Source organism: Bacillota bacterium, from assembly GCA_013177945.1.
GTDB lineage: Bacteria > Bacillota > DSM-12270 > Thermacetogeniales > Thermacetogeniaceae > Ch130.
On sequence record JABLXW010000020.1, the window covers coordinates 96,422 to 114,583 of the forward strand.

Here is an 18,162-nt window from a genome sequence, read left to right on the forward strand (position 1 = left end):
CTCCAGTCTGAAATAGTCTCTTCACACCTGCTTCACCGCCGGAAGCGCATACATCGAAGGAAACTTCGGTTTAACCGTTTACCCCATCTCCACCTCCCCACCGGAAAATTGAAGGCGTGCCACCTAGACTTTCATATCATCCCTCTGCGGTAAGCGTTCAGATAGGCGCGGCAGTAGCGGTCCTTCCCGATCAAGGCTTCCGTGGTGTAAATGCTCCCCATCAGGTCTCGATCGAGGGGATCGAGAATCGCCGAATCCATTCCCTCGTAGAGGGCAATGATCAGGAAATGGCGGTTGATTACCTTTCGCTTCGGCAGTCCGAAGGAGATGTTGCTTAAACCGGAAGTGATCTTCACCTGCGGAAACTCTTTCTTGATGCGGCGCATCACTTCCACGAATTTCAACATCGACTGGCCGTCGGTAGAAAGGGCGATCACGAGGGGGTCGATGTAGATCCTGTCGGGCGAGATCCCGAATTCCTGAGCCTTGCCGAGCAGGCTTCTGGCAATGTCCAGGCGAGTCTCCACGTCTTTCGGGATCCCTCTGTCGTCGAGGGTGAGTGCAATCACATCCCAGCCGTACTGCTTCGCCAGGGGGAAAATCCTCTCCGGCTTGTCCCCTTCCCCGGAAACGGAATTGATCAACCCCCGCTCACCGGCATAAGGGATCACCTCAGCCAGAGTCTCGGGGCTGGGGCTGTCCAGACACAGGGGGATGTGCACCACTTCCCGCACCGTCTCCACCAGCCACCGCAGGCTTTCCACTTCCCTGCCCGGCTCGGTCCCGGCGCAGAGATCGAGATAATCGGCGCCGGCAGCCTCCTGGTCACGGGCCAGCTTCTGGATAAACTCCCTGTCCCGCCTCGCGATGGCCTCACCCACGGTTTTGAGGGTGCCATTAATCTTCTCACCGATGATAATCATCCGGCCAATCCCCTTTTGCGCTTAAAGTTTCCTCGGGAATTCTCCCTCTTTCACCGGGGCCGCCCCGGCGATGCTTCCGGAGCCGGAGCACAGCCCGCACCAACTTCTTCAACATGGATATATAACTAGATTACTTTAATTATATGATAACTCTGCCGGGAGATCAACCAATTTATTGTCCGCTTCCTCGGTGTTGAAAACCGGCCCGGGCCTCAAGCCAGGCCCCGCTCAAACAAGGGGAAGTAAGTAAAATTACGCCGCAGGCACGGCTTCGAACCGAAAGAACCCGCACTTGTGAACGATTACGAAACGTTGCTGCTGACGATCCAATCGGGATTTGGAATAGCGGTGCTGTCGGCCAACATGAAAAAACAAAGCAATCCGTGCAGCACCTTTGTCGATATTGAGGACGAAGACTGCGTCATTACAAGAAGCATAATATACAAATCCAGCAACACCAATCCTGCCATCCCCCTTTTTCTCAAGCAGTTCGATTACCTGAAGAACGAACTGCTGCTCCATCAATACGCAAGAAAAACGATGAGCAACGAAATGTTCCCGTTCCGCAAAAAAATAAAAACAGACCTGCCGTTACCTTGAAAAACAAACCGGCCAGTTGAGAAAATCAAGCAGGCCGGCCGCGCAAACTGCTGCTTATGACATCAACGCCGCGGCAGCTGCGCCGCCGCGGCCGCCTCGAAGGGTTTCGATGGAGGAACAGCCACGTGCGGCGCCGTTCCGGAACGCGAAACACCTGCTGCGGCCTGAACACGGGCCTCCACCAGGACCTCTCCTTCGCGCACAACCACCCGTCGAACAAGAAGATTGATCAGTTTTTCCTTTTCTCCCCAGCTCAGGTCGTCAAGCCGCCCGGCTACCTGGCGGGCAAGCTCCCGCAGGGCCTCTACTCCCCGCTCGGCAAGAAGAGCGGCCTGGCGCGCCTCTTCGAGCTCCTTCAGGCGCGCCTCCAGGACGGCCTTTTCCCGCCCGACGTCCAGCACCGCCCGCTCGAACATCTCCACATCCACCAGCCCCCGGCGGTAGGCCTCAAAGGCCCGCTCCCGCTCCCGCTTCAACTGTTCCAATCTCTTCTGCACAAGGTTTATCTCATTCTCAATCCGTCCGCCTGCCTCCTGGTGTGCGTCCCTGAACAGCGCCTCGGGGTCGTTCAGCCATTCCTTCACTTTTGCCCAGACCGCCTCCTCCAGAACGTCTGCCCGGTGCATTCTGTTCGCACATTTGGGTGCAGGCTCCCGGCGGTCTCCGTTGGCCCGGTCCCAGGTGTTCAGGCAGGCGTAGTACCTGTACGTCCTGTTTTTAGAGTGGCCGCTTTGGCCTGCCATGGCGCGGCCGCAGAGACCGCAGGCCACCAGCCCCGACAAATGGTAGCTGTGGACGCGCCCCCCGCGGCGGCCTTTCTTTGCTCTAGAAAGTTTTTCCTGCAGGGCAGCCCACTTCTCAGGCTCTATGAGGGCGGGAACGGGCACGGCAATCCAGTCTTCTTTAGGGCGCTCCCGGCAGGTCGCCTTCTGGCCGCGCTGCCGGGCGGCCTTGATTCCCTCGGCGTTGTAACGGTTCAGATACAGTTCGCCGACGTAGGTTCGGTTTTTCAATATCCGCCGCACCGTCGCCCTGTACCATTTATCCCCCTGCGGTGCAGGCACCCCTTCGGCGTTGAACTGCGCTGCTATCGCTTCCGGTGACATCCCTGACAGGGCCATCTCCACCATGCGGCGGTATACCGCCGCCCGGTCTTGGTCTACCTCCAGCTTTCCGCTGGAGTGCCTGTAGCCGTACACCCTCGGGTCGTGGGTCAAAAGGCCGCGGCGCGCCTTCGCCAGCTTTCCGAAGCGGCTCCGCGCTTTAAACTTCTCCTTCTCGTATTCGGCGATGGCGCCCCGGAGGGAGTAGAAAAGCCTTCCCTCAGGGGTGTCCTGCCATTCGCACGTTACGAACTCAAGCCTGCAGCCGACCTTTTCGATCATCTCCATCAGGAGCAGCTGGTGGGCCAGCCTCCGGGAGAGCCTGTCCGGGTCGTAGACGACAAACCAGGCGGCTCCTGCGTTGACAGCGGTGAGGGCCGCCTGGAGACCGGGGCGCTCCAGAATCTCCCCGGTAACCCCTTCGTCGCGGTAGACCTCCACCTGCGCTGCGCCCAGTTCCCGGGCCTTTTTTCTGCAGGCTGCTTCCTGTGCCTCCAGGGAGTACCCGTGCCGCGCCTGGTCTTCTGTAGAAACCCTGATGTACACTACGGCTAGCACAGGGGTTCACCCTTTTCCCGCCGGATTTTCTCGAGGACCCGGGCGAAGGCGTACCTGCGCGCTTCAGCCAGGACCCTCCGGCTCTCTTCCTCGGTGCCGGTGAAAACTACCCGGACGGTGTACTGTACCGGCGCTTTCCGCTCCACCTTTTTCTTCGCCATGCACTCCATCCACCCCCTAAATTCTACGCTGGCGGTAGGTTGTCTTATTAAGACAGGAAAAAATTCTGGTTGCTGCCGTCTTTCACAAAAAAATCACCCCCGAAAAACGAAAAACCCGGTCATTGACCCGGGTACTCTCCATCTTTTTAGTGGCACTGTATGTAATCTCAGTCCCCTTTTCATCGGGGTTAGGAGTGCCCATGCCGGCGCACAATAAAGGGCGCCATGCGGCACCCCCTTTAGCATCTGTCAACCGCTGCCCATAAACATGGAACCACAACACGAACCGTTCCCTGCTTCAATCCTGAGGGCATGTATGGGGCGGTTCGGTTATGGCAGGCGGGTCCGCCTTATAGTCAGATCCAGGGAAATCGGTTTCGATTATCATCAACTGCCCGCCGGGATAGACACCATTATTGGTGACCTTGTAATCGTCATGATTATGGGCGATGTAAAACTGCGGGAAGAAAAAGTTGTCCGCCGTAGCCGAACCATAGTTCCAGGCGGCCCAGTTATACGGAGAGATAAAAGAGCCGCGCCCCAGACCTGTTTGCAAGATGATGTCCGTCCACAAATCTCTTGCACCGGGGGAAGGCGGTATAAAGGTACCGGCTTCTTTTGAGCGTTCTGTGGCGCTGGCAACCTGCTGTTTCAGTGACGGGAAACCCGCTTTACCGCAGAAAATGTAATCAGCATAGGTGCTCCGCTTATCGTCGGCGGTGTAAAGGACGTCGTAGCTCTCGCCGGAACCGACAAGGGTGGTAAAATTCATTTCGTGAGCCGGATTATTCATATCAGCTACCCTTGGGTGGGTATCTTTCCCGACGATCAGGCCCATCCACCCGTGTGTATGGAAAGGTACGGGTTGATACCCCACGTTAATCAGGCGAAGCAGGAATTTATCTGGAGGCCGTATCTTATTCTGATGAAGGGTTTCGGCAGATTCGGCATCGTCCAGGTATTCATAATCCTCATGTTCTGAGTCCCCAAAGAAAGGCGTTTTTGAGTGCTTCTTTCTTCCTGTAGATACCCTGACATAAGCATCATAACCATCAGGGATGCTGTAGCCGAAATCGGGTACCAGGTTTTCCGGCAAGGTGGTTGGGAGGAGGGTATCGGGAAAGGCGCGGCCGTTAATGAGCCACCAATCAGGTTTGTAATCAACCGGGTTGAATTCGGTCTGCTCGAACACCGCCTGGTGCCATCTGGAATCAATGTCTGAGAGAAGTACAACCCAATCGCTATTGAAAAAGGTATTTATATCGTTATAGGCAAAGTTCCTGTTAGTAGCCGTAACGGGAATCTGGGGCTGCGGTATCCAATTCAAGGTCCAGCCTCTACGTTTATCTTTCCGGATTCCCGCTTCGGCAAGGCTTTTCATGGAAGGGTAAACAATCAAGGCGCCGTACATCCCCATCTGGACGTGCTCAGAGGCTTCGTGGTGACAGTGGTAGAAAAACGAGCCGGGGCGTTCCGGTTTGAAGAAATATGTTACGGTGATTCCCGGTGTACCCGGCGGTGTTACAGGCACACCAAACGAAGTTTCGGGAACGCCATCGAGCTGGGTCGCGATGTGGGCGCCATGGATATGAATCGTATGGAGATCGAGTATCGGCGGGTCGGTAAGGAACAATCCGAGATTGGTGAGAGTGAGATACAGCTCATCCCCCACCTCAATGTCGATTCTCGGAGAAGGTATTACTGCCTTCCCCCTCAGAGCATCCAGATTTTCCGGCAGCGTCGTGTCAAACTGAGGATTAACTATTTTTTCAGGACCCGCAGGTCTCCCGCAGTCATCGATTGACTGCACCTTATAGAGCCCGCCAACAAACCCGAAAACATAGACTTTCTTGCGTGGTGCTGTCCCGGTGGGGTCGGTCGGCAGGTTGATGAAACCGTCAGTTGCAAACAGGTTCCAGAAATACCTTTTTGGCATGATTAACCCCCTTAAAAACCAAGTCAGTGGTTGATGGTTTTTATATTTTATGATTTACCGGTACAATCGGTTCCCGGTTTTCGATCTCCGCACTGATGCTGAAGCGCCGACGAATGGCAACAACCGATTACCTAAGTAAACCCACGTTCGCACACGGGAACCGCCACGTGCGGGGCTGTGCCGTCGATCAGCGCAACGCGCAAAGCCGGGATCACAACGGCATCGAGCGATTCGTTGTCGGAGGAACACCAGTGAAACTCGATATCATAACCCCGTTCCTGCATCTCTTCCCCAATCCGCTGCATAAAAGTGGACTTCCCGACACCGGGACCCCCTTTAATAACAAAAATCCTGGCGGCGTCCTCTTCGATGATATTGTCGTAAAAGGAATAGAATCCGAGGCAGGTATTCCCGCCGGGAAAAACCATCCTGACCTTCCCTTTACCCAAAACGAAAACCCCCTCTCGAAAAACTTGGTTGGCTAAGGCTTCACACAAAAGATCACAAAAAAAGCGTCTACCGCGAGACGCTCCTCTCACTATCTTTATTTAATTTATTAGGCCTCCTCCCCAATTATTCCTGAAGAGGATCAGCTTTTTTTGAAGCTTTCTGCACCGGCAAGGCAGCTTCTTCCCGTTTCTGGTCCAGGTAGTGGACGGCGCTTAAGGCTGCTGTGAGGCCCTCACCCACCGCTTTCCCCACCTGATAGGGTTTTCCGGTGCAGTCACCTGCGGCAAAGACGCCGGGGATGTTTGTCGCCATCCCCCGGTCCACAACAATGGCGCCATCCTGGATCCGGAGCCCTTCCACAAGGCGCTCGGCAGGAGCCACCTCCCGGATGATGAAGACCCCGGCCACGGGCAGTTCCCCTGAAGCCAGGGCAAGGCCCGTTACCCTTTCCCGGCCCAAAACCCTCAGGGGCTGCTCCCGCCGCACTTCAACCCGGGGATCCACCCTGATTTCCCCGTGGTAGCGGGGAAAGAAGTAGACCTTCCTGCAGATTTCGGCGAGGAAGTTAACCTCCTCCTCGGCCTGGGGCGTCTCCCCGATCACCGCCACATCCTGGTCCCGGTAAAGGGGGCCATCGCAGGTGGCACAGTACCCCAAACCCCGCCCCAAAAGCTCCTTTTCGCCGGGCAGAAAACGGGCCTGCTGAACCCCTGTTGCCAGAATCACCGCCCGGCTCCGGTAGATCCGGTTCTCCCGCGTCACACAGGTGAATTCCGTTCCGGGGTAGATGTTTTCGACACGCTCCCGCTCCAGCACCGCACCCAGGCCCCGGGCGTGCTCAAGAAACCGCTGCTGGAGTTCCACGCCTGAAATTTCGGGAAAGCCGGGATAATTTCTGATTTCCGGGGCCTTTTCAAGCCGCCGGGAGCCCATTTCCGCGCTCAAAATGAGCACGCTTTTCTCCCGGAGCCGCCCGTTAACCGCCGCCGCCAGACCGGCGGGGCCCGCCCCCACGATCAGCAAATCCCAAACTTGAGGTTTTGCCTGATTCAAGTTCGATCACCCCCATCAGCCTCTATCAGCTTCTAGAAATTCTTTGAGAGACGCAACCAGCCCAAAACACCCGCTCAGCATCATATCTCCGCAGGGAACCGCAAAGTAGCCCAGGCCCTCCGCAAGCCTGCGCCGGGGGCCCGTAACCGCCACGAACTCAAAACAGCCGGGATCGGGCGCCTCCGGGTGCCAGGCGCAGCCGTGCCCGCCGTCTGCATAAACCTCTTCGTTGGCCACTTTCCCCTCCCGGAACCGGGCCAGGAAATTCCGCAGCTTTTCCGGAGTCATCAAGCCTGTGTGGTGCTCGAAAATTCCCCAGATGCGGTCCCCCCGGACAAGTGCGGCCAGGACATGCTGATTTCCCACATTCACAACCATCACTCCGGCCTGCTGCCGCGCCGCCACTACAGGGTCCAGAAGCGCGCCCCGGATTGCCGCAGCCCCCGTATCCATTAAAAAGGCGCCCGGGACAGCCTCCTGCACCGCCCGCATCCTGGTCAGGTAAGGAGGGATTTCCCGGTAAATCAGGTCAACAAGCCGTCCCCCCTGGGCAAGAAACCGCTCCCAGTGTTCAAAGCGGAATTTCCGGTTGCTTTTTCCAATTGCCTCACCGTGATCCTGGACCGCAACCGCCACGGTCTCCGGAAGCTCCACATCGAAGAAAGCCAGCGCCTGCCGGAGATCGTCCAGAACCACATCCTGCAGGTAAAGGCCGATGCAGTTTTCCTCGGGAGGCTGCTCAACGATTCGTACACCCAGTGCTTCTACTTCGCGGGGATCGTCCCGGATGGTCTTTGCGGCGCGGGGTGTGGCGTAGACCCGCAGCCCGGCTTCCAGGTGCCTTTTTAAGGCACGCACCAGGGGCCCTCCCCCCATCAGATTCCCGCACAGAAAAACGCTCTGGCCGCGCGCCGTTGCCCGAGCAACGCGGCCGGCGAAGATCTGGGTCTGAGAGGGAAGCACCAGCTTGACGCAGTTCTCCACCGCCTTCCCTTCCTCGTAGAGCAGAATATCCTGCGTCCCGGCCCCGACATCAACGGCCAGGACAGAAAACCTGTCCGGCAAGGCAATAACCTCCTTTGAACTTGTGGCAGGATCCTACGAACAAATTTCGGTTCAATCTGGCCAATCCAGCAGGAACTGGCTTTTTAAAAGAAGAATTATGCTAAAACCTTTATTTTTTCAATAAGACTTTAAGAAAAATAACAAGACCAAAAGTCCAGAGGGGAAGGCGATGATCAGAATCAGCCTTGAAAACACCCGGCCGGGGATGATTCTGGCTCGAGACATCTGCAGCGCCGAGGGCAAAGTGCTGCTGGCAGCCGGGGTCAGGCTGGATGAGCGTTACCTCGCCAGACTAAAAGAACTCGGGATTCCTGCGGTCTACGTCTGCGACCGGCTTACCGAAGGGATTGAGATCGTCGACGTGGTTTCTGCAGAAACCCGGCTGCAGGCCCTTGCCACGGTCAAAAATCTCTTTCAAGAAGCGTGGGATGCCCGGCGCCTGAACATCAAAGGCGCCCGCAAAACCGTAGACAACATCATCAGCGAAATTCTCTACAATAAAAACGCCCTGATTAATCTGGCGGAAGTCCGCGCCTATGACGACTACACCTTTGCCCACTCCGTGAACGTCTGCGTCCTCTCCATCGTCACCGGCATCTCCCTCAACCTTAGCAGAAATCAACTCTGCGAACTGGGGATCGGGGCCCTGCTCCATGACATCGGAAAAACCCGGATCGACCGCAGCCTGCTCAACAAGATCGAGCCCCTCAGCGTCAGCGAATTCGAAGTGATCAAAAAACACAGCGCAGAAGGCTTCGAGATCCTGCGCCAGTATCCGGAACTTTCGCTCCTTTCGGCCCACGTCGCCTTCCAGCACCACGAGCGGTTCGACGGAAGCGGCTACCCCCGCGGCTTGCGGGGACAGGAAATTCACGCCTACGCGATGATCACGGCTGTTGCCGATGTTTTCGACGCCCTGACCTCGGACAGAGTTTACTGCCGGGGCTTCCTGCCCCACGAAGCCCTTGATTTAATTACGGCGCAGGCCGGGGTGCTGTTTGATCGCGTTGTCGTCAATGCTTTTTTAGAAAACATTGCCCCGTATCCCGTAACCACTATGGTACAGTTAAATACGGGAGAAATCGGGATCGTGGTGGATGTCAACCGCGGCCGCCAGCACCGTCCGGTGGTCCGGGTTCTTTTCGACGGCAGCCTCCAGGAAATCCCCGGCTTCCACGAAATAGACCTGGCGAAACACGAAAACATCTATATCGCCCGCGTGCTGGCTCCGGGGGAGTTTCCTCCCCCAACCAGCTTCTGCGCCGAGGAAACGGTTTCTCCCTCCCGGCCGTGAAAAACTTTAAGGCAGCAGAATCCGCTCCCCGATCTTGGCGCGTCTGAAGGCAAGATGATAAAAAACCGCTTTGTTTAAATTTTCCGGATTTCCTCCATAGCGTTCCACAATATCAATGCACAAATTCCAGAAGGATGAAAAGGGATTAAGGGAGGCGCCCAGGTTCGCGTAAATCGCCCTTCCTTTATCCGTAATCCGCAGGCCGGGCCCTTCAAAAAGCTTTTCCTTCTTTAAATCTTCAAGAATGCGCTGGACGATCCGGCTGTGGGCCCCGGTCCGGGTGCGGACAAAATCATAGAAACCCAGCTGCTGCCGCTCCGTTTTTTCGGCGCTGACCAGAAAAAGAAGGTTGTGAAGGGAACGGGCAGACTCAAAAGTATAACACATGAGGAGACGCAAAATCAGGATATGCTGGACGGTATAGGAAATCACGGGGGCCTGCACTCCTGTTTTACGGCTTGAGCCTGGCAGAACCAGTCCTGCTAATTTTAAGAATTTCTTTATCTTTATAGTAATTTCCTGCACCGAAAAAAAATTCGCCCCATGCTTCGACAGCAGGAGCAGGTTCCGCGCATTAAAATGCCCTAAACAGGATTCTGCCGTACGTATTCCTGGTAGGCGGCGCGCAGGCTCACCGCAGCCGGTCCCGGTCTTCCCGAACCGATGGGGAACCCGTCCAGGGAGACGAGAGGCATCACCTCAAGCAGGGAGCTGGTGAGAAAAGCCTCCTCGGCCTTCCTGAAGTCTTCGGGCAAAACGATTTTCTCCGCAACCGAAAACCCAAGTTCGCCGGCGAGAGAAAGGACGATTTCCCGGGTAATCCCCGGCAGAAGCCCGCTCTCCGGGTGGGGTGTGATGATCGAGCGGCCCTGGAAAACAAGAAAAACGTTGCTGATCGTCCCTTCGGCCACCTCCCCTTTGATGTTCAAAAAGATCCCCTCATCCGCCCCGGCCGCGGCCGCCTCCCGGCGCCCCAGCACATTTTCCAGATAGTTGAGGGATTTCAACCTCACAAGAGGGGAAAGGTGGTTGCGGGGAAAGCTGACGGTCGCGGCGCGAAAACCACGCGCATAAGCAGCAGGGGGGTAGGGTTCCCCCGGGTGGGCAGTAATGACAACGGTAGGTTTGATGCCAGGAGGGGAAAGCAGCCCCCGGGGGGACTCCCCCCGGGCTACCGTCACCCTCAGAGACCCCTCGGCGAGGCCCGAGGCCTCAAGGAGCGCTTCCACACCGGTCTTAAGCTCTTCACCTGGAAAGGGTATCTGGAGCACCTGACACCCCGCCGCCAGCCGCGCCAGGTGCCGCCTCCAGGCAAAAGGTTTTCCCCGGTAGACCCGAACCGTCTCAAACAGGCCGTCCCCGTAAAGGAACCCCCTTTCTCCAATCCCCAGCGAGGGAGCGTTCTCGGGGACCAGGCGCCCCCTCACCCAGGCAAAGCCAGGCACTCCTCAACCACCCCCTCTTCGTACCCCAGCGCCCGGAGAAGGGCGCGCGCCTTGTAAATGGTTTCCCAGTACTCCGCATCGGGGTCCGAATCGGCGACAATCCCGCCTCCCACCTGGAAGTATGCGGTCCCGTCTTTGATGATAAAGGTGCGAATCACGATGTTTAAATCGGCAGATCCGTCAAATCCCAAATAACCGAGGGAGCCGGTATAGATTCCCCTTTTGACAGGCTCCAGTTCCTCGATGATTTCCATCGCCCTGATTTTAGGAGCTCCGGTAATGGAGCCGCCCGGGCAGGTCGCCATCAAAAGGTCGACCAGGTCCCTGCCTGGAGCAAGGGTTCCCCTTACCGTCGAGACCAGATGAAACACGGTGGCATACTCCTCAAGGCAGATCAGTTCCGGGACGTGAACGCTTCCAAAGCTGCATACCCGCCCCAGGTCGTTGCGCTCCAGGTCGACGATCATCACCAGTTCCGCCCGGTCCTTTTCGCTGTTTAAAAGCTCCGTCCGGAGGCGCCGGTCCTCGGCAGGGGTTCTCCCCCGCCGGCGCGTCCCCTTGATGGGGCGCGTCTCCACCACCCCGTTTCTCACCTGGAGAAACCTCTCCGGTGAAGCGCTGGCAACAACTGCTTCGGGGTAATTGAGGTAGGCAGAAAAGGGGGCAGGGTTGATCCTGCGCAGCCTGCAGTAGAGGGACCAGGGTGAGCCTGCCAGCGGGCAGGAAAAGCGCTGGGAAAGGTTGACCTGGAAAATATCTCCTGCTGCAATGTAATCCTTCGCCCGCTGGACCGCCCTCCGGTAGGTTTCGCGGGTGAAGTGCCCTGTAATCTTCGAGGCATTTCCCGGCAGAAAGGGCTCCTCCTGTTCACGTGCCGGAAGCCGGGCAAAGCTCTGGGAAACAAGGGCCTCAAGCTCTTCCAGCCTCCGGCGCGCCCGCGCCGGGGCATTTTCGCCCGACTCAGGCAATCCGGTGGAGGTCAGGTATGCCTTCCCCTCCAGGTGATCTATTACCACCAGGCGGTCGTAAAATCCCAGATAGCAGTCAGGCAACCCCAGGTCGTCCTCGGCCCAGTTAGGGAGCTTCTCCAGCTGCCAGCCCAGATCATAGGCAAAGTAGCCGAAGGCACCCGCGGCCACCGGCACCGGAGCAGAAGAAGGAACCTGGCAGCGCCGGAGCAGTTCTTTCAAAACAGGAAAGGGATTGGCCCTTCTTTCCCGCCAGGCTCCCCCTTCCCAGATGGCAACCCGGTCCCCTTTCGACCTGAAGACCAGGAAGGGGTCGCTTCCCAGAAAAGAGTAGCGCCCCAAACGCTCGGGGTTCATTCCGCTGTCCAGGAAGAAGCTGAAGGGCCGCTCCCTTAAGAGTTCGAAGACCTGAACCGGATCGAAAGGGCCGGTTTCTTTAATAATCATCATTGGCAACCCCCTGGCTGATTTTCAGTGTTCTCCCGGCGCGGCAAATCCACTCTTCATCCCTGACCAGACGGCCGACGGCCCGCGCCACCCTTCTTAAATCCCGCACCAGCCGGGAAAATTCTTTCAAGTTCAGAGACTGCCGGCCGTCGCAGAGGGCCGCTGCCGGATTGGGGTGCACTTCGATGAGGAGGCCGTCGGCCCCGGCGGCAACGGCGGCCCGCGCCAGCGCTCCGACAAGCTCCCGCTTCCCGGCGGCATGACTGGGGTCCACCACCACCGGATAGGGGCCCAGCTCTTTCAGGACCGGCACCGCACTCAGGTCCAGGGTGTTCCTGGTCTGGGTCTCGAAGGTGCGGATTCCCCGTTCGCACAAGATAATTTCCTCATTCCCTGCCGCCCTGATGTGCTCCGCCGCCAGCAGCCATTCCTCGCAGGTTGCAGCCATGCCCCGCTTCAGCAGAACGGGGCGTCCGCTTCTCCCGACCTCCCGGAGCAGGGCAAAGTTCTGCATGTTCCGGCTCCCAACCTGCAAGATGTCTGCGTAAGCCGCCACCAGCTCCACGTCCCGGGGGTCCAGGACCTCGGTGACAACAGCCATTCCCGTGAACTCCCTGGCCTCCGCCAGGATCTGGAGCCCAGCCCTGCCCAGGCCTGCAAAACTGTAAGGGCTGGTCCGGGGCTTGAAAGCTCCCCCTCTCAGCACCCGCACCCCTATCTGGCGCAGGGCGCGGGCGCAGGCCAGAAGGGACTCCCTTTCTTCCACAGCGCAGGGCCCCGCCATCAGGACGACCTCGGGGCTCCCGAAAACAACCTCTCCCACCGCGACCGTCTTCTTGGGCTCGCGGGGCTGCAGGTGGTCTTCCATTGCAATAACCCCCCTTCCGAATCGGTTCACGGCACAGGCCTGCCCGCCCGGGCAAAATTCCTGTTCCAGGCCTCTGCCTGCTCTAAGAAGTTGCGCAGAAGGGGCTTCCCCTCTTCCGTGAGGATGGACTCCGGATGAAACTGGACCCCCTCCACAAAAAACTCTCTGTGCCGGATCCCCATGATCTCCCCCTGATCGGTTTCGGCGGCAATCTCAAGACAGGGAGGGAGGGTTTCCCGCCGCACGATCAGGGAGTGGTAGCGTGTCGCCTCGAAAGGATTCTTTAAACCGGTATAAATCGTGCGCCCGTCGTGGTAAATGAGGGAGGTCTTCCCGTGCATCAAGCGGGGCGCCCGGACGACTTCCCCTCCGAAGGCCTGGCCGATCGCTTGGTGGCCGAGACAAACGCCTAAAATGGGGATCTTTCCTGCAAAGCGGGCAATCAAATCCAGGCAGATCCCTGCCTCGTTGGGGGTGCAGGGGCCCGGTGAAAGGAGGATTGCCGTTGGAGCCAGCGCCTCAATTTCTGCCAGCGTAATGGCATCGTTCCGGTAGACCTTGATCTCCTGACCCATTTCCCCCAGATACTGAACCAGGTTAAAAGTAAAGGAATCATAGTTGTCGATCATCAAAAGCAAGGTATCCCCTCCCTAAATTGCCTGCAATCGGGATTACACCAATCCGAACGTTCCCAACCTGCCCAACTCTTCAGTAACAAAAAAACCAGTACCGAAGTACTGGTCCGCATCCCAGACAGCTCCGCGTCGTCTCATCTCGGCTTCCCTCGGCTCACCTCGTCTCAACTCATCTTATGCAGTTTTAAATTAATTTAATTTCACTCCTATACCCTGCCCTTAACTTTACCACAGCCGCCTCCAGGTGTCAACCTGCATTTCCGGCTCAATTTCGAAAGCTCCCCAAGTTTAGTTTCAAGCTGGCAGCCTTAAACCGCAAGTGCGCCGTATCCATTTTCGATGAACTTCTGAATGTGAGTAGTTTTGAAATTGTGGTCGTCCATCCCGGCAGGGTAGTACTTCCCGTCCACATAGTCAAACCCCATGACCGATTGATGCGTCTTGATTCTCCTGCCGAAGAACTCTTCGCTGAACCTGTCCACAGCCTCTTTGCTTATCGCGCAGTTGTCGGCCTCATTCAACAGTTGCTCCCGGTCCGGCCCGTCATATCACTGTTTTTCTCAATCGATTAGTGTGCCATGGCCTCAATAATCCTACCCCCAAACTTTCGCCTTGCCTCCAAACTTTTTATCACCGGTAATTGCCTATTCATAGCTACCACCTGACATTTTTACTCACGCTTAACATCCCAGCCTCCTGGCGCCTCCCGCGCAGGCAAAAGTAGCTAAGATTTTGGCAGCGGAGCGCACCCTCAACGACCTCGGGAGCCCCGGAGAGGAAATTTCCAGCTTCATAATCGAAACCTGGCGGCTTTTCCCCACCAGTAAACCCGGTAGATTTCCTTTTTCACCGGAACCTGATCTTCCCCGTCTTTCGCGTAGCCGTACACTTCAATGGTGTAGGCGAAGAGATCGAAGTAGACATGGCGCCCTCCCCGGGCATCCAGATCCGGGTTCTGCCTTTCAAAGGCATTTTCGGCCATCACCTGAGCCTCATCCGCATCCACAGGGTATTCAGCAACAGAAAGCTTCCGCCCGGCAGCAACAGGAAGACGGCAAGCAACAAAAGGGCGCAGCTTAAGAAGAAATCCCGCCTGCTTACAAAAAACATGGTCCTCCTCCTACCCTTAGTTGTTTAACTTCCTGCCTTCCTGAAGAAAAGCGTTCCATAGATTTTTACCGAACTTCGTTTGATTTTCTTACAGACCGGTACGGTTCAAAAAGGCACAAACACAAACAGGGGCACAAACAGGGGGCAAACAGGGGGACGGTTCTGCTGTTTGTCCCCTTCATGGCTTACAAACGGGGGGCGGTTCTACTGTTTGTCCCTTTGTTTGGATGCGCAAACATGAGGACCGTCCCTTTGTTTGTGTGTGCCTTTGTTTGTGTAGGTTCATTACTGCAGTTCACACTACAGGCATTTTCCCGAACTTATTCTGCTCGTATAACTGAAGCAGTTCCTTGCCGATGTCCGGGTTGAGCCGGCTGACCTGCATCAGATAGAGGAGTGCAATCCCCTCGTAATTGATGTTTTCCCCCAGCAAGGCCAGTTCCAGGGCGCTGCGGGTGACGTTAATGACGCATTCCTCTTCGTGGTTGTCGCGGCATCCCTGGCACTGCAGCAGCACCTCTGCCAGGGCAAGGATCAGGTCGGGCTGGTAGTAGGCCCGGAAGTCGCGCCTGGGAAGATGCCGGGTGCCCCCGGGAATTCTAAAGGAGTGCTTTTGTTGAGAATAGTCGAGGGCTATCTGGCAGTACCCGATCAGGCAGCTGACCTTTTCGCATTTGTTGCACTCCGCTTCGGTTTTACAGCAGCGGTCCACTGCCGCCCGTACCTTTTCGAGGTTGATGTCTCCGGAAGCCACGGCTCAACCCCCCAGTCCGGCAAAGCTGAGAAAGTCGCTTTCTTCCTGGCTGCGGTACTTCGCGAGGAAATCTTCGGAAGGAAGAAACCTTTCGAGGCCGACCCTTTCGATGGTGTTGCAGATCCGCTCTTTCGGCTCGGCGCATTCCGTATAGGTCTCGAGAATGGCTTCCAGCAAAGCAACGGCACCTTCGCCGTTAATACCTTCGGCTATCAGCGTTCCGTGTACCGGCTTCCGGCTTCCCCCCCGTCCCCCGAGGTAGATGCTGTACGCATCTTCACCTGTGGCTACAATGCCGTAATCGGCGCAGTACGGGTCCGTACAGCCCCGGTGGCAGCCGGCAACGGAGATTTTAAAATCCCGGGGTGTGGGGCGGTTCATAAACCTCTCCTGCAGTTCCCCACCCAGGCTGAAAACGTCGCTGAGGGCGCGCTGGCACAAGTCTTTGTTGCCGGCGCAGGCCTTGACGTTGCGAACGATTTCTCCAAAAACCCCGATGCGCAAACCCAGCGCGGCAACTCCTTTTCTCAGTTCTTCCAGCCTGTCCGACGGTATTAAAAAGATCAATGTCTGGCGGGTGGTCATCTTGCAGTACTGGCAACCGGTTGTTTCCGCCAGCTTCCCCAGTCCGGCGAGCTGTGCCGGGGTCAGCAGCCCGCATTTGGATACAATTCCGACGCCAAGGACCCCTGAACGTTGTCTGAAAATGGCGTCTCCCACTCTTGATCACTCCTCTTATTTGAATACTGTCCAGCTGTCAAGCAACTGGAAGCAAAAATATTATCCTTTATGTTTTTTTTCATGTGGAGAGCATAGTTGTCCGCATTTACAGGCGCAGAGTAATCTAAAACAGCTATTGGAACAAATCCAATTTTGTAATCATTATAATTTAATGGACAAAAAAATGCAACAGTTACCACAGCCCCGTCGGCATCACTTTATTTAACCGGGAGATGCCGACTCGAAAAACGGGGCAAGTTCGGTCTTGCTCGACAAGAGGGCCGTTGCAACTTTCCTTTCCATTAAGCGTTCTTTTACCTGCAGATTCAAAATGCCTTCAACTTCTTCCCATTTAAGGCGATGCCGGTAGGGCCGCTCTTCGCTGAGGGCGGTAAAAATGTCCGCGGCTCTAACCAACTGGGATGGCAGGTCCAGCTCTCTGCCGGTCTTTCTAAAAGGATAACCATTGGCGTCGGGCCGCTCGTGGTGGAACGCCGCCCATTCCGCCAGGGGCGATTGCGGGGCTGCCGTCTTCAGCCACCAGTAGGTGTAATAAGGGTGCTGTTTAATGATATTGAACTCGGTTTCGGTGAGGGCACCTGGCTTCTCAAGCAACTCCTCGGGAACGGTTACTTTTCCGAGATCGTGCAGCAAACCTGCAACTTCCAGCAAGGCACAGTCTTCTTGCAGCAATCCGGTTTTTTGGCCGAGGAGGCGCGCTGTCCGGGCGACCCTGAGGGAGTGCCCATAGGTAAAAGGGCTTTTGGCGTCGATGATCCTGGCGAACAATTCCGCTATTTTGAGCAGATCGCCCGTTTCTACGGCAATGGAACGGTAAGGAATGAGGGGGATCAGGTGCTCGTCTATCCAGGGCGACTGCAGCTCCAGCCAGAAACTCTCCTTATTCGAAAGCTTTTCGAACAGGGAGACGAGATCCGGGTCGAACACCTCCCCTGCAAGTTCCCGCAGGCGGGTTAAAATCTCCCGGCGCTGGTCGAGTATGTTGAGATCGCTCCGGAGCAGGACATCAACCCGGTCAACCAGGTGAATAATGCGGCTGGCGAGCGGTATATCCGTTCTGCTCTTTCCTGTCTGGTTTCCTCCCTTCCAGCGATCGTGGTGGGAGAGGACGATACAGGCGATGGAATCGAGGAACCCGCTGGAAAATAACTTATAACCGCGCAAGCAGTGATCGTATGTGTCCATAATATCGAAGCTTGCCAGATCCAGCTTTTCCCGCCAGGTCACCGCCCCCGCATCGTGCAGGATGGATGCCTTGAAAAGCTCAAACAGGGCATTTTTGCCCAGCCCGGCGGACTTTCCCAGCTGCAGGGACATCAGCGCAACCCGCTTGTGGTGGTGCGTGATTCCCGTGCCGGCGAAATCGAGACTGTGGGACAGGTTCAGGAGCAATCTTACGAGATTAATTTTCATGGCTTATCACCTTGTGTCGTGCATTCCTTATTTCTGGCGTTTCTTTCGGCAACCGGGACAAATGCCGTACAGGTTGACGGCGTAGCTCTCCGCCAGAAATTCGCCCAGCTCCCTGGGCAAGTCCAGCCTGGGAAAATCCAGTTCGATATCGTAAACCCTGCCGCAGCCCCGGCAGAGGAAGTGACCGTGGGGCTGGGGATTGGGATCGAAACGTTTTCGCACCGGGTCGATATTCAATTCCTGCAGTTCCCCCGCTTTTGCGAGGGTTTCCACCGTGCCGTAGACTGTTGCCAGGGAAAGGGACGGGTAGAGCGGCTTAAGCCGCTGGTAGATCTCCTCCGCGGAAGGATGCGACGTATTGCCGTCAAGAAATTCAAGAATTGCCAGTCGTTGGGGAGTTGCCTTCAACCCCAGCCGGTTCAGCTTTTCCGACAAGGCCATCCTCTTTTTTTCGCCGAAATTCTTTGTACTGGCTCCCATAGATATCTGGCTCCTACAATAAATACGCTTTTGTAATTATTATTGATTAAAAGTAATTAAATTGCAATCATTGAGACATTCGATGAAATAGCCGCAGCCTGTGTCTTTTGATGCCTCTACAGCCTGCCTTTCCTTGTGCCGCAGTCTATCCCGCCAGG

20 protein-coding genes are annotated in these 18,162 nt (G+C 56.5%); 2 read left to right on the top strand and 18 right to left on the bottom strand.

Annotated features, from left to right (window positions below):
• Positions 1 to 131: 131 nt before the first annotated feature.
• Positions 132 to 923 (bottom strand): methyltetrahydrofolate cobalamin methyltransferase, encoded by a 792-nt coding sequence (locus HPY58_12240; GenBank protein ID NPV30389.1) that lies wholly within the window; start codon positions 921 to 923, stop codon positions 132 to 134.
• Between the two features lie 294 nt (positions 924 to 1,217).
• Between HPY58_12240 and HPY58_12245 the strand changes: the two genes are divergently transcribed.
• Positions 1,218 to 1,523 (top strand): hypothetical protein, encoded by a 306-nt coding sequence (locus HPY58_12245; GenBank protein ID NPV30390.1) that lies wholly within the window; start codon positions 1,218 to 1,220, stop codon positions 1,521 to 1,523.
• Between the two features lie 62 nt (positions 1,524 to 1,585).
• Here the strand turns inward: HPY58_12245 and HPY58_12250 are convergent, their stop codons facing one another.
• The 6 genes from HPY58_12250 to HPY58_12275 form a co-directional block, all read right to left on the bottom strand.
• A complete protein-coding gene (locus HPY58_12250) occupies positions 1,586 to 3,184 on the bottom strand; it encodes a recombinase family protein (GenBank protein ID NPV30391.1) in 1,599 nt (532 codons plus the stop codon).
• Positions 3,178 to 3,345, bottom strand: a complete 168-nt coding sequence (locus HPY58_12255; protein ID NPV30392.1) for a hypothetical protein — start codon at positions 3,343 to 3,345, stop codon at positions 3,178 to 3,180. Before HPY58_12255 ends, HPY58_12250 begins: the two co-directional genes overlap by 7 nt.
• A gap of 298 nt (positions 3,346 to 3,643) precedes the next feature.
• Positions 3,644 to 5,281 (bottom strand): multicopper oxidase domain-containing protein, encoded by a 1,638-nt coding sequence (locus tag HPY58_12260; GenBank protein NPV30393.1) that lies wholly within the window; start codon positions 5,279 to 5,281, stop codon positions 3,644 to 3,646.
• 131 nt (positions 5,282 to 5,412) lie between these two features.
• Complete coding sequence (locus HPY58_12265) at positions 5,413 to 5,730, bottom strand: ATPase (protein ID NPV30394.1); 318 nt, start codon at positions 5,728 to 5,730, stop codon at positions 5,413 to 5,415.
• A gap of 124 nt (positions 5,731 to 5,854) precedes the next feature.
• Entirely contained in the window at positions 5,855 to 6,784 is a 930-nt protein-coding gene (locus HPY58_12270) for an FAD-dependent oxidoreductase (GenBank protein ID NPV30395.1), read from the bottom strand.
• A 15-nt stretch (positions 6,785 to 6,799) separates the two neighbouring features.
• Positions 6,800 to 7,849: a DUF1786 domain-containing protein gene (locus HPY58_12275; GenBank protein NPV30396.1), complete on the bottom strand. Its 1,050-nt coding sequence runs from the start codon at positions 7,847 to 7,849 to the stop codon at positions 6,800 to 6,802.
• Between the two features lie 169 nt (positions 7,850 to 8,018).
• On the opposite strand from HPY58_12275, the gene HPY58_12280 reads away from it, so the two are divergent.
• Entirely contained in the window at positions 8,019 to 9,143 is a 1,125-nt protein-coding gene (locus HPY58_12280) for an HD-GYP domain-containing protein (protein NPV30397.1), read from the top strand.
• Positions 9,144 to 9,149: 6 nt separating this feature from the next.
• Here the strand turns inward: HPY58_12280 and HPY58_12285 are convergent, their stop codons facing one another.
• From HPY58_12285 to HPY58_12335, 11 genes are all read right to left on the bottom strand, one after another.
• Complete coding sequence (locus tag HPY58_12285; GenBank protein ID NPV30398.1) at positions 9,150 to 9,575, bottom strand: hypothetical protein; 426 nt, start codon at positions 9,573 to 9,575, stop codon at positions 9,150 to 9,152.
• A gap of 152 nt (positions 9,576 to 9,727) precedes the next feature.
• On the bottom strand, positions 9,728 to 10,588 hold the full coding sequence (locus HPY58_12290; protein ID NPV30399.1) for a hypothetical protein: 861 nt from the start codon (positions 10,586 to 10,588) through the stop codon (positions 9,728 to 9,730).
• Positions 10,567 to 12,003 (bottom strand): aminodeoxychorismate synthase component I, encoded by a 1,437-nt coding sequence (gene pabB, locus HPY58_12295; GenBank protein ID NPV30400.1) that lies wholly within the window; start codon positions 12,001 to 12,003, stop codon positions 10,567 to 10,569. The genes HPY58_12290 and pabB overlap by 22 nt, the downstream gene beginning before the upstream one ends.
• Positions 11,993 to 12,871: a 3-deoxy-7-phosphoheptulonate synthase gene (aroF, locus tag HPY58_12300; GenBank protein NPV30401.1), complete on the bottom strand. Its 879-nt coding sequence runs from the start codon at positions 12,869 to 12,871 to the stop codon at positions 11,993 to 11,995. Before aroF ends, pabB begins: the two co-directional genes overlap by 11 nt.
• A 26-nt stretch (positions 12,872 to 12,897) precedes the next feature.
• On the bottom strand, positions 12,898 to 13,509 hold the full coding sequence (locus HPY58_12305) for an aminodeoxychorismate/anthranilate synthase component II (GenBank protein ID NPV30402.1): 612 nt from the start codon (positions 13,507 to 13,509) through the stop codon (positions 12,898 to 12,900).
• A 305-nt stretch (positions 13,510 to 13,814) separates the two neighbouring features.
• Positions 13,815 to 14,027 (bottom strand): hypothetical protein, encoded by a 213-nt coding sequence (locus tag HPY58_12310; GenBank protein ID NPV30403.1) that lies wholly within the window; start codon positions 14,025 to 14,027, stop codon positions 13,815 to 13,817.
• Positions 14,028 to 14,296: 269 nt separating this feature from the next.
• Complete coding sequence (locus tag HPY58_12315; protein NPV30404.1) at positions 14,297 to 14,512, bottom strand: hypothetical protein; 216 nt, start codon at positions 14,510 to 14,512, stop codon at positions 14,297 to 14,299.
• 399 nt (positions 14,513 to 14,911) lie between these two features.
• Positions 14,912 to 15,370 carry a hypothetical protein gene (locus tag HPY58_12320; protein ID NPV30405.1) on the bottom strand — a complete coding sequence of 153 codons (459 nt, stop codon included), beginning with the start codon at positions 15,368 to 15,370 and terminating at the stop codon, positions 14,912 to 14,914.
• 3 nt (positions 15,371 to 15,373) lie between these two features.
• Positions 15,374 to 16,090 carry a nitrite reductase gene (locus HPY58_12325; GenBank protein ID NPV30406.1) on the bottom strand — a complete coding sequence of 239 codons (717 nt, stop codon included), beginning with the start codon at positions 16,088 to 16,090 and terminating at the stop codon, positions 15,374 to 15,376.
• 222 nt (positions 16,091 to 16,312) lie between these two features.
• Positions 16,313 to 17,524 (bottom strand): HD domain-containing protein, encoded by a 1,212-nt coding sequence (locus tag HPY58_12330; GenBank protein NPV30407.1) that lies wholly within the window; start codon positions 17,522 to 17,524, stop codon positions 16,313 to 16,315.
• Between the two features lie 27 nt (positions 17,525 to 17,551).
• Complete coding sequence (locus tag HPY58_12335; GenBank protein NPV30408.1) at positions 17,552 to 17,965, bottom strand: transcriptional repressor; 414 nt, start codon at positions 17,963 to 17,965, stop codon at positions 17,552 to 17,554.
• Positions 17,966 to 18,162 lie beyond the last annotated feature (197 nt).

Excerpts from the sequence above, each read along its gene's own strand:
- HPY58_12330 (NPV30407.1), bottom strand. The coding sequence starts at position 17,524 with ATGAAAATTAATCTCGTAAGATTGCTCCTGAACCTGTCCCACAGTCTC.
- aroF (NPV30401.1), bottom strand. The coding sequence starts at position 12,871 with ATGGAAGACCACCTGCAGCCCCGCGAGCCCAAGAAGACGGTCGCGGTG.
- HPY58_12255 (NPV30392.1), bottom strand. The coding sequence starts at position 3,345 with ATGGCGAAGAAAAAGGTGGAGCGGAAAGCGCCGGTACAGTACACCGTC.
- HPY58_12280 (NPV30397.1), top strand. The coding sequence starts at position 8,019 with ATGATCAGAATCAGCCTTGAAAACACCCGGCCGGGGATGATTCTGGCT.
- HPY58_12260 (NPV30393.1), bottom strand. The coding sequence starts at position 5,281 with ATGCCAAAAAGGTATTTCTGGAACCTGTTTGCAACTGACGGTTTCATC.
- pabB (NPV30400.1), bottom strand. The coding sequence starts at position 12,003 with ATGATTATTAAAGAAACCGGCCCTTTCGATCCGGTTCAGGTCTTCGAA.
- HPY58_12240 (NPV30389.1), bottom strand. The coding sequence starts at position 923 with ATGATTATCATCGGTGAGAAGATTAATGGCACCCTCAAAACCGTGGGT.
- HPY58_12335 (NPV30408.1), bottom strand. The coding sequence starts at position 17,965 with ATGGCCTTGTCGGAAAAGCTGAACCGGCTGGGGTTGAAGGCAACTCCC.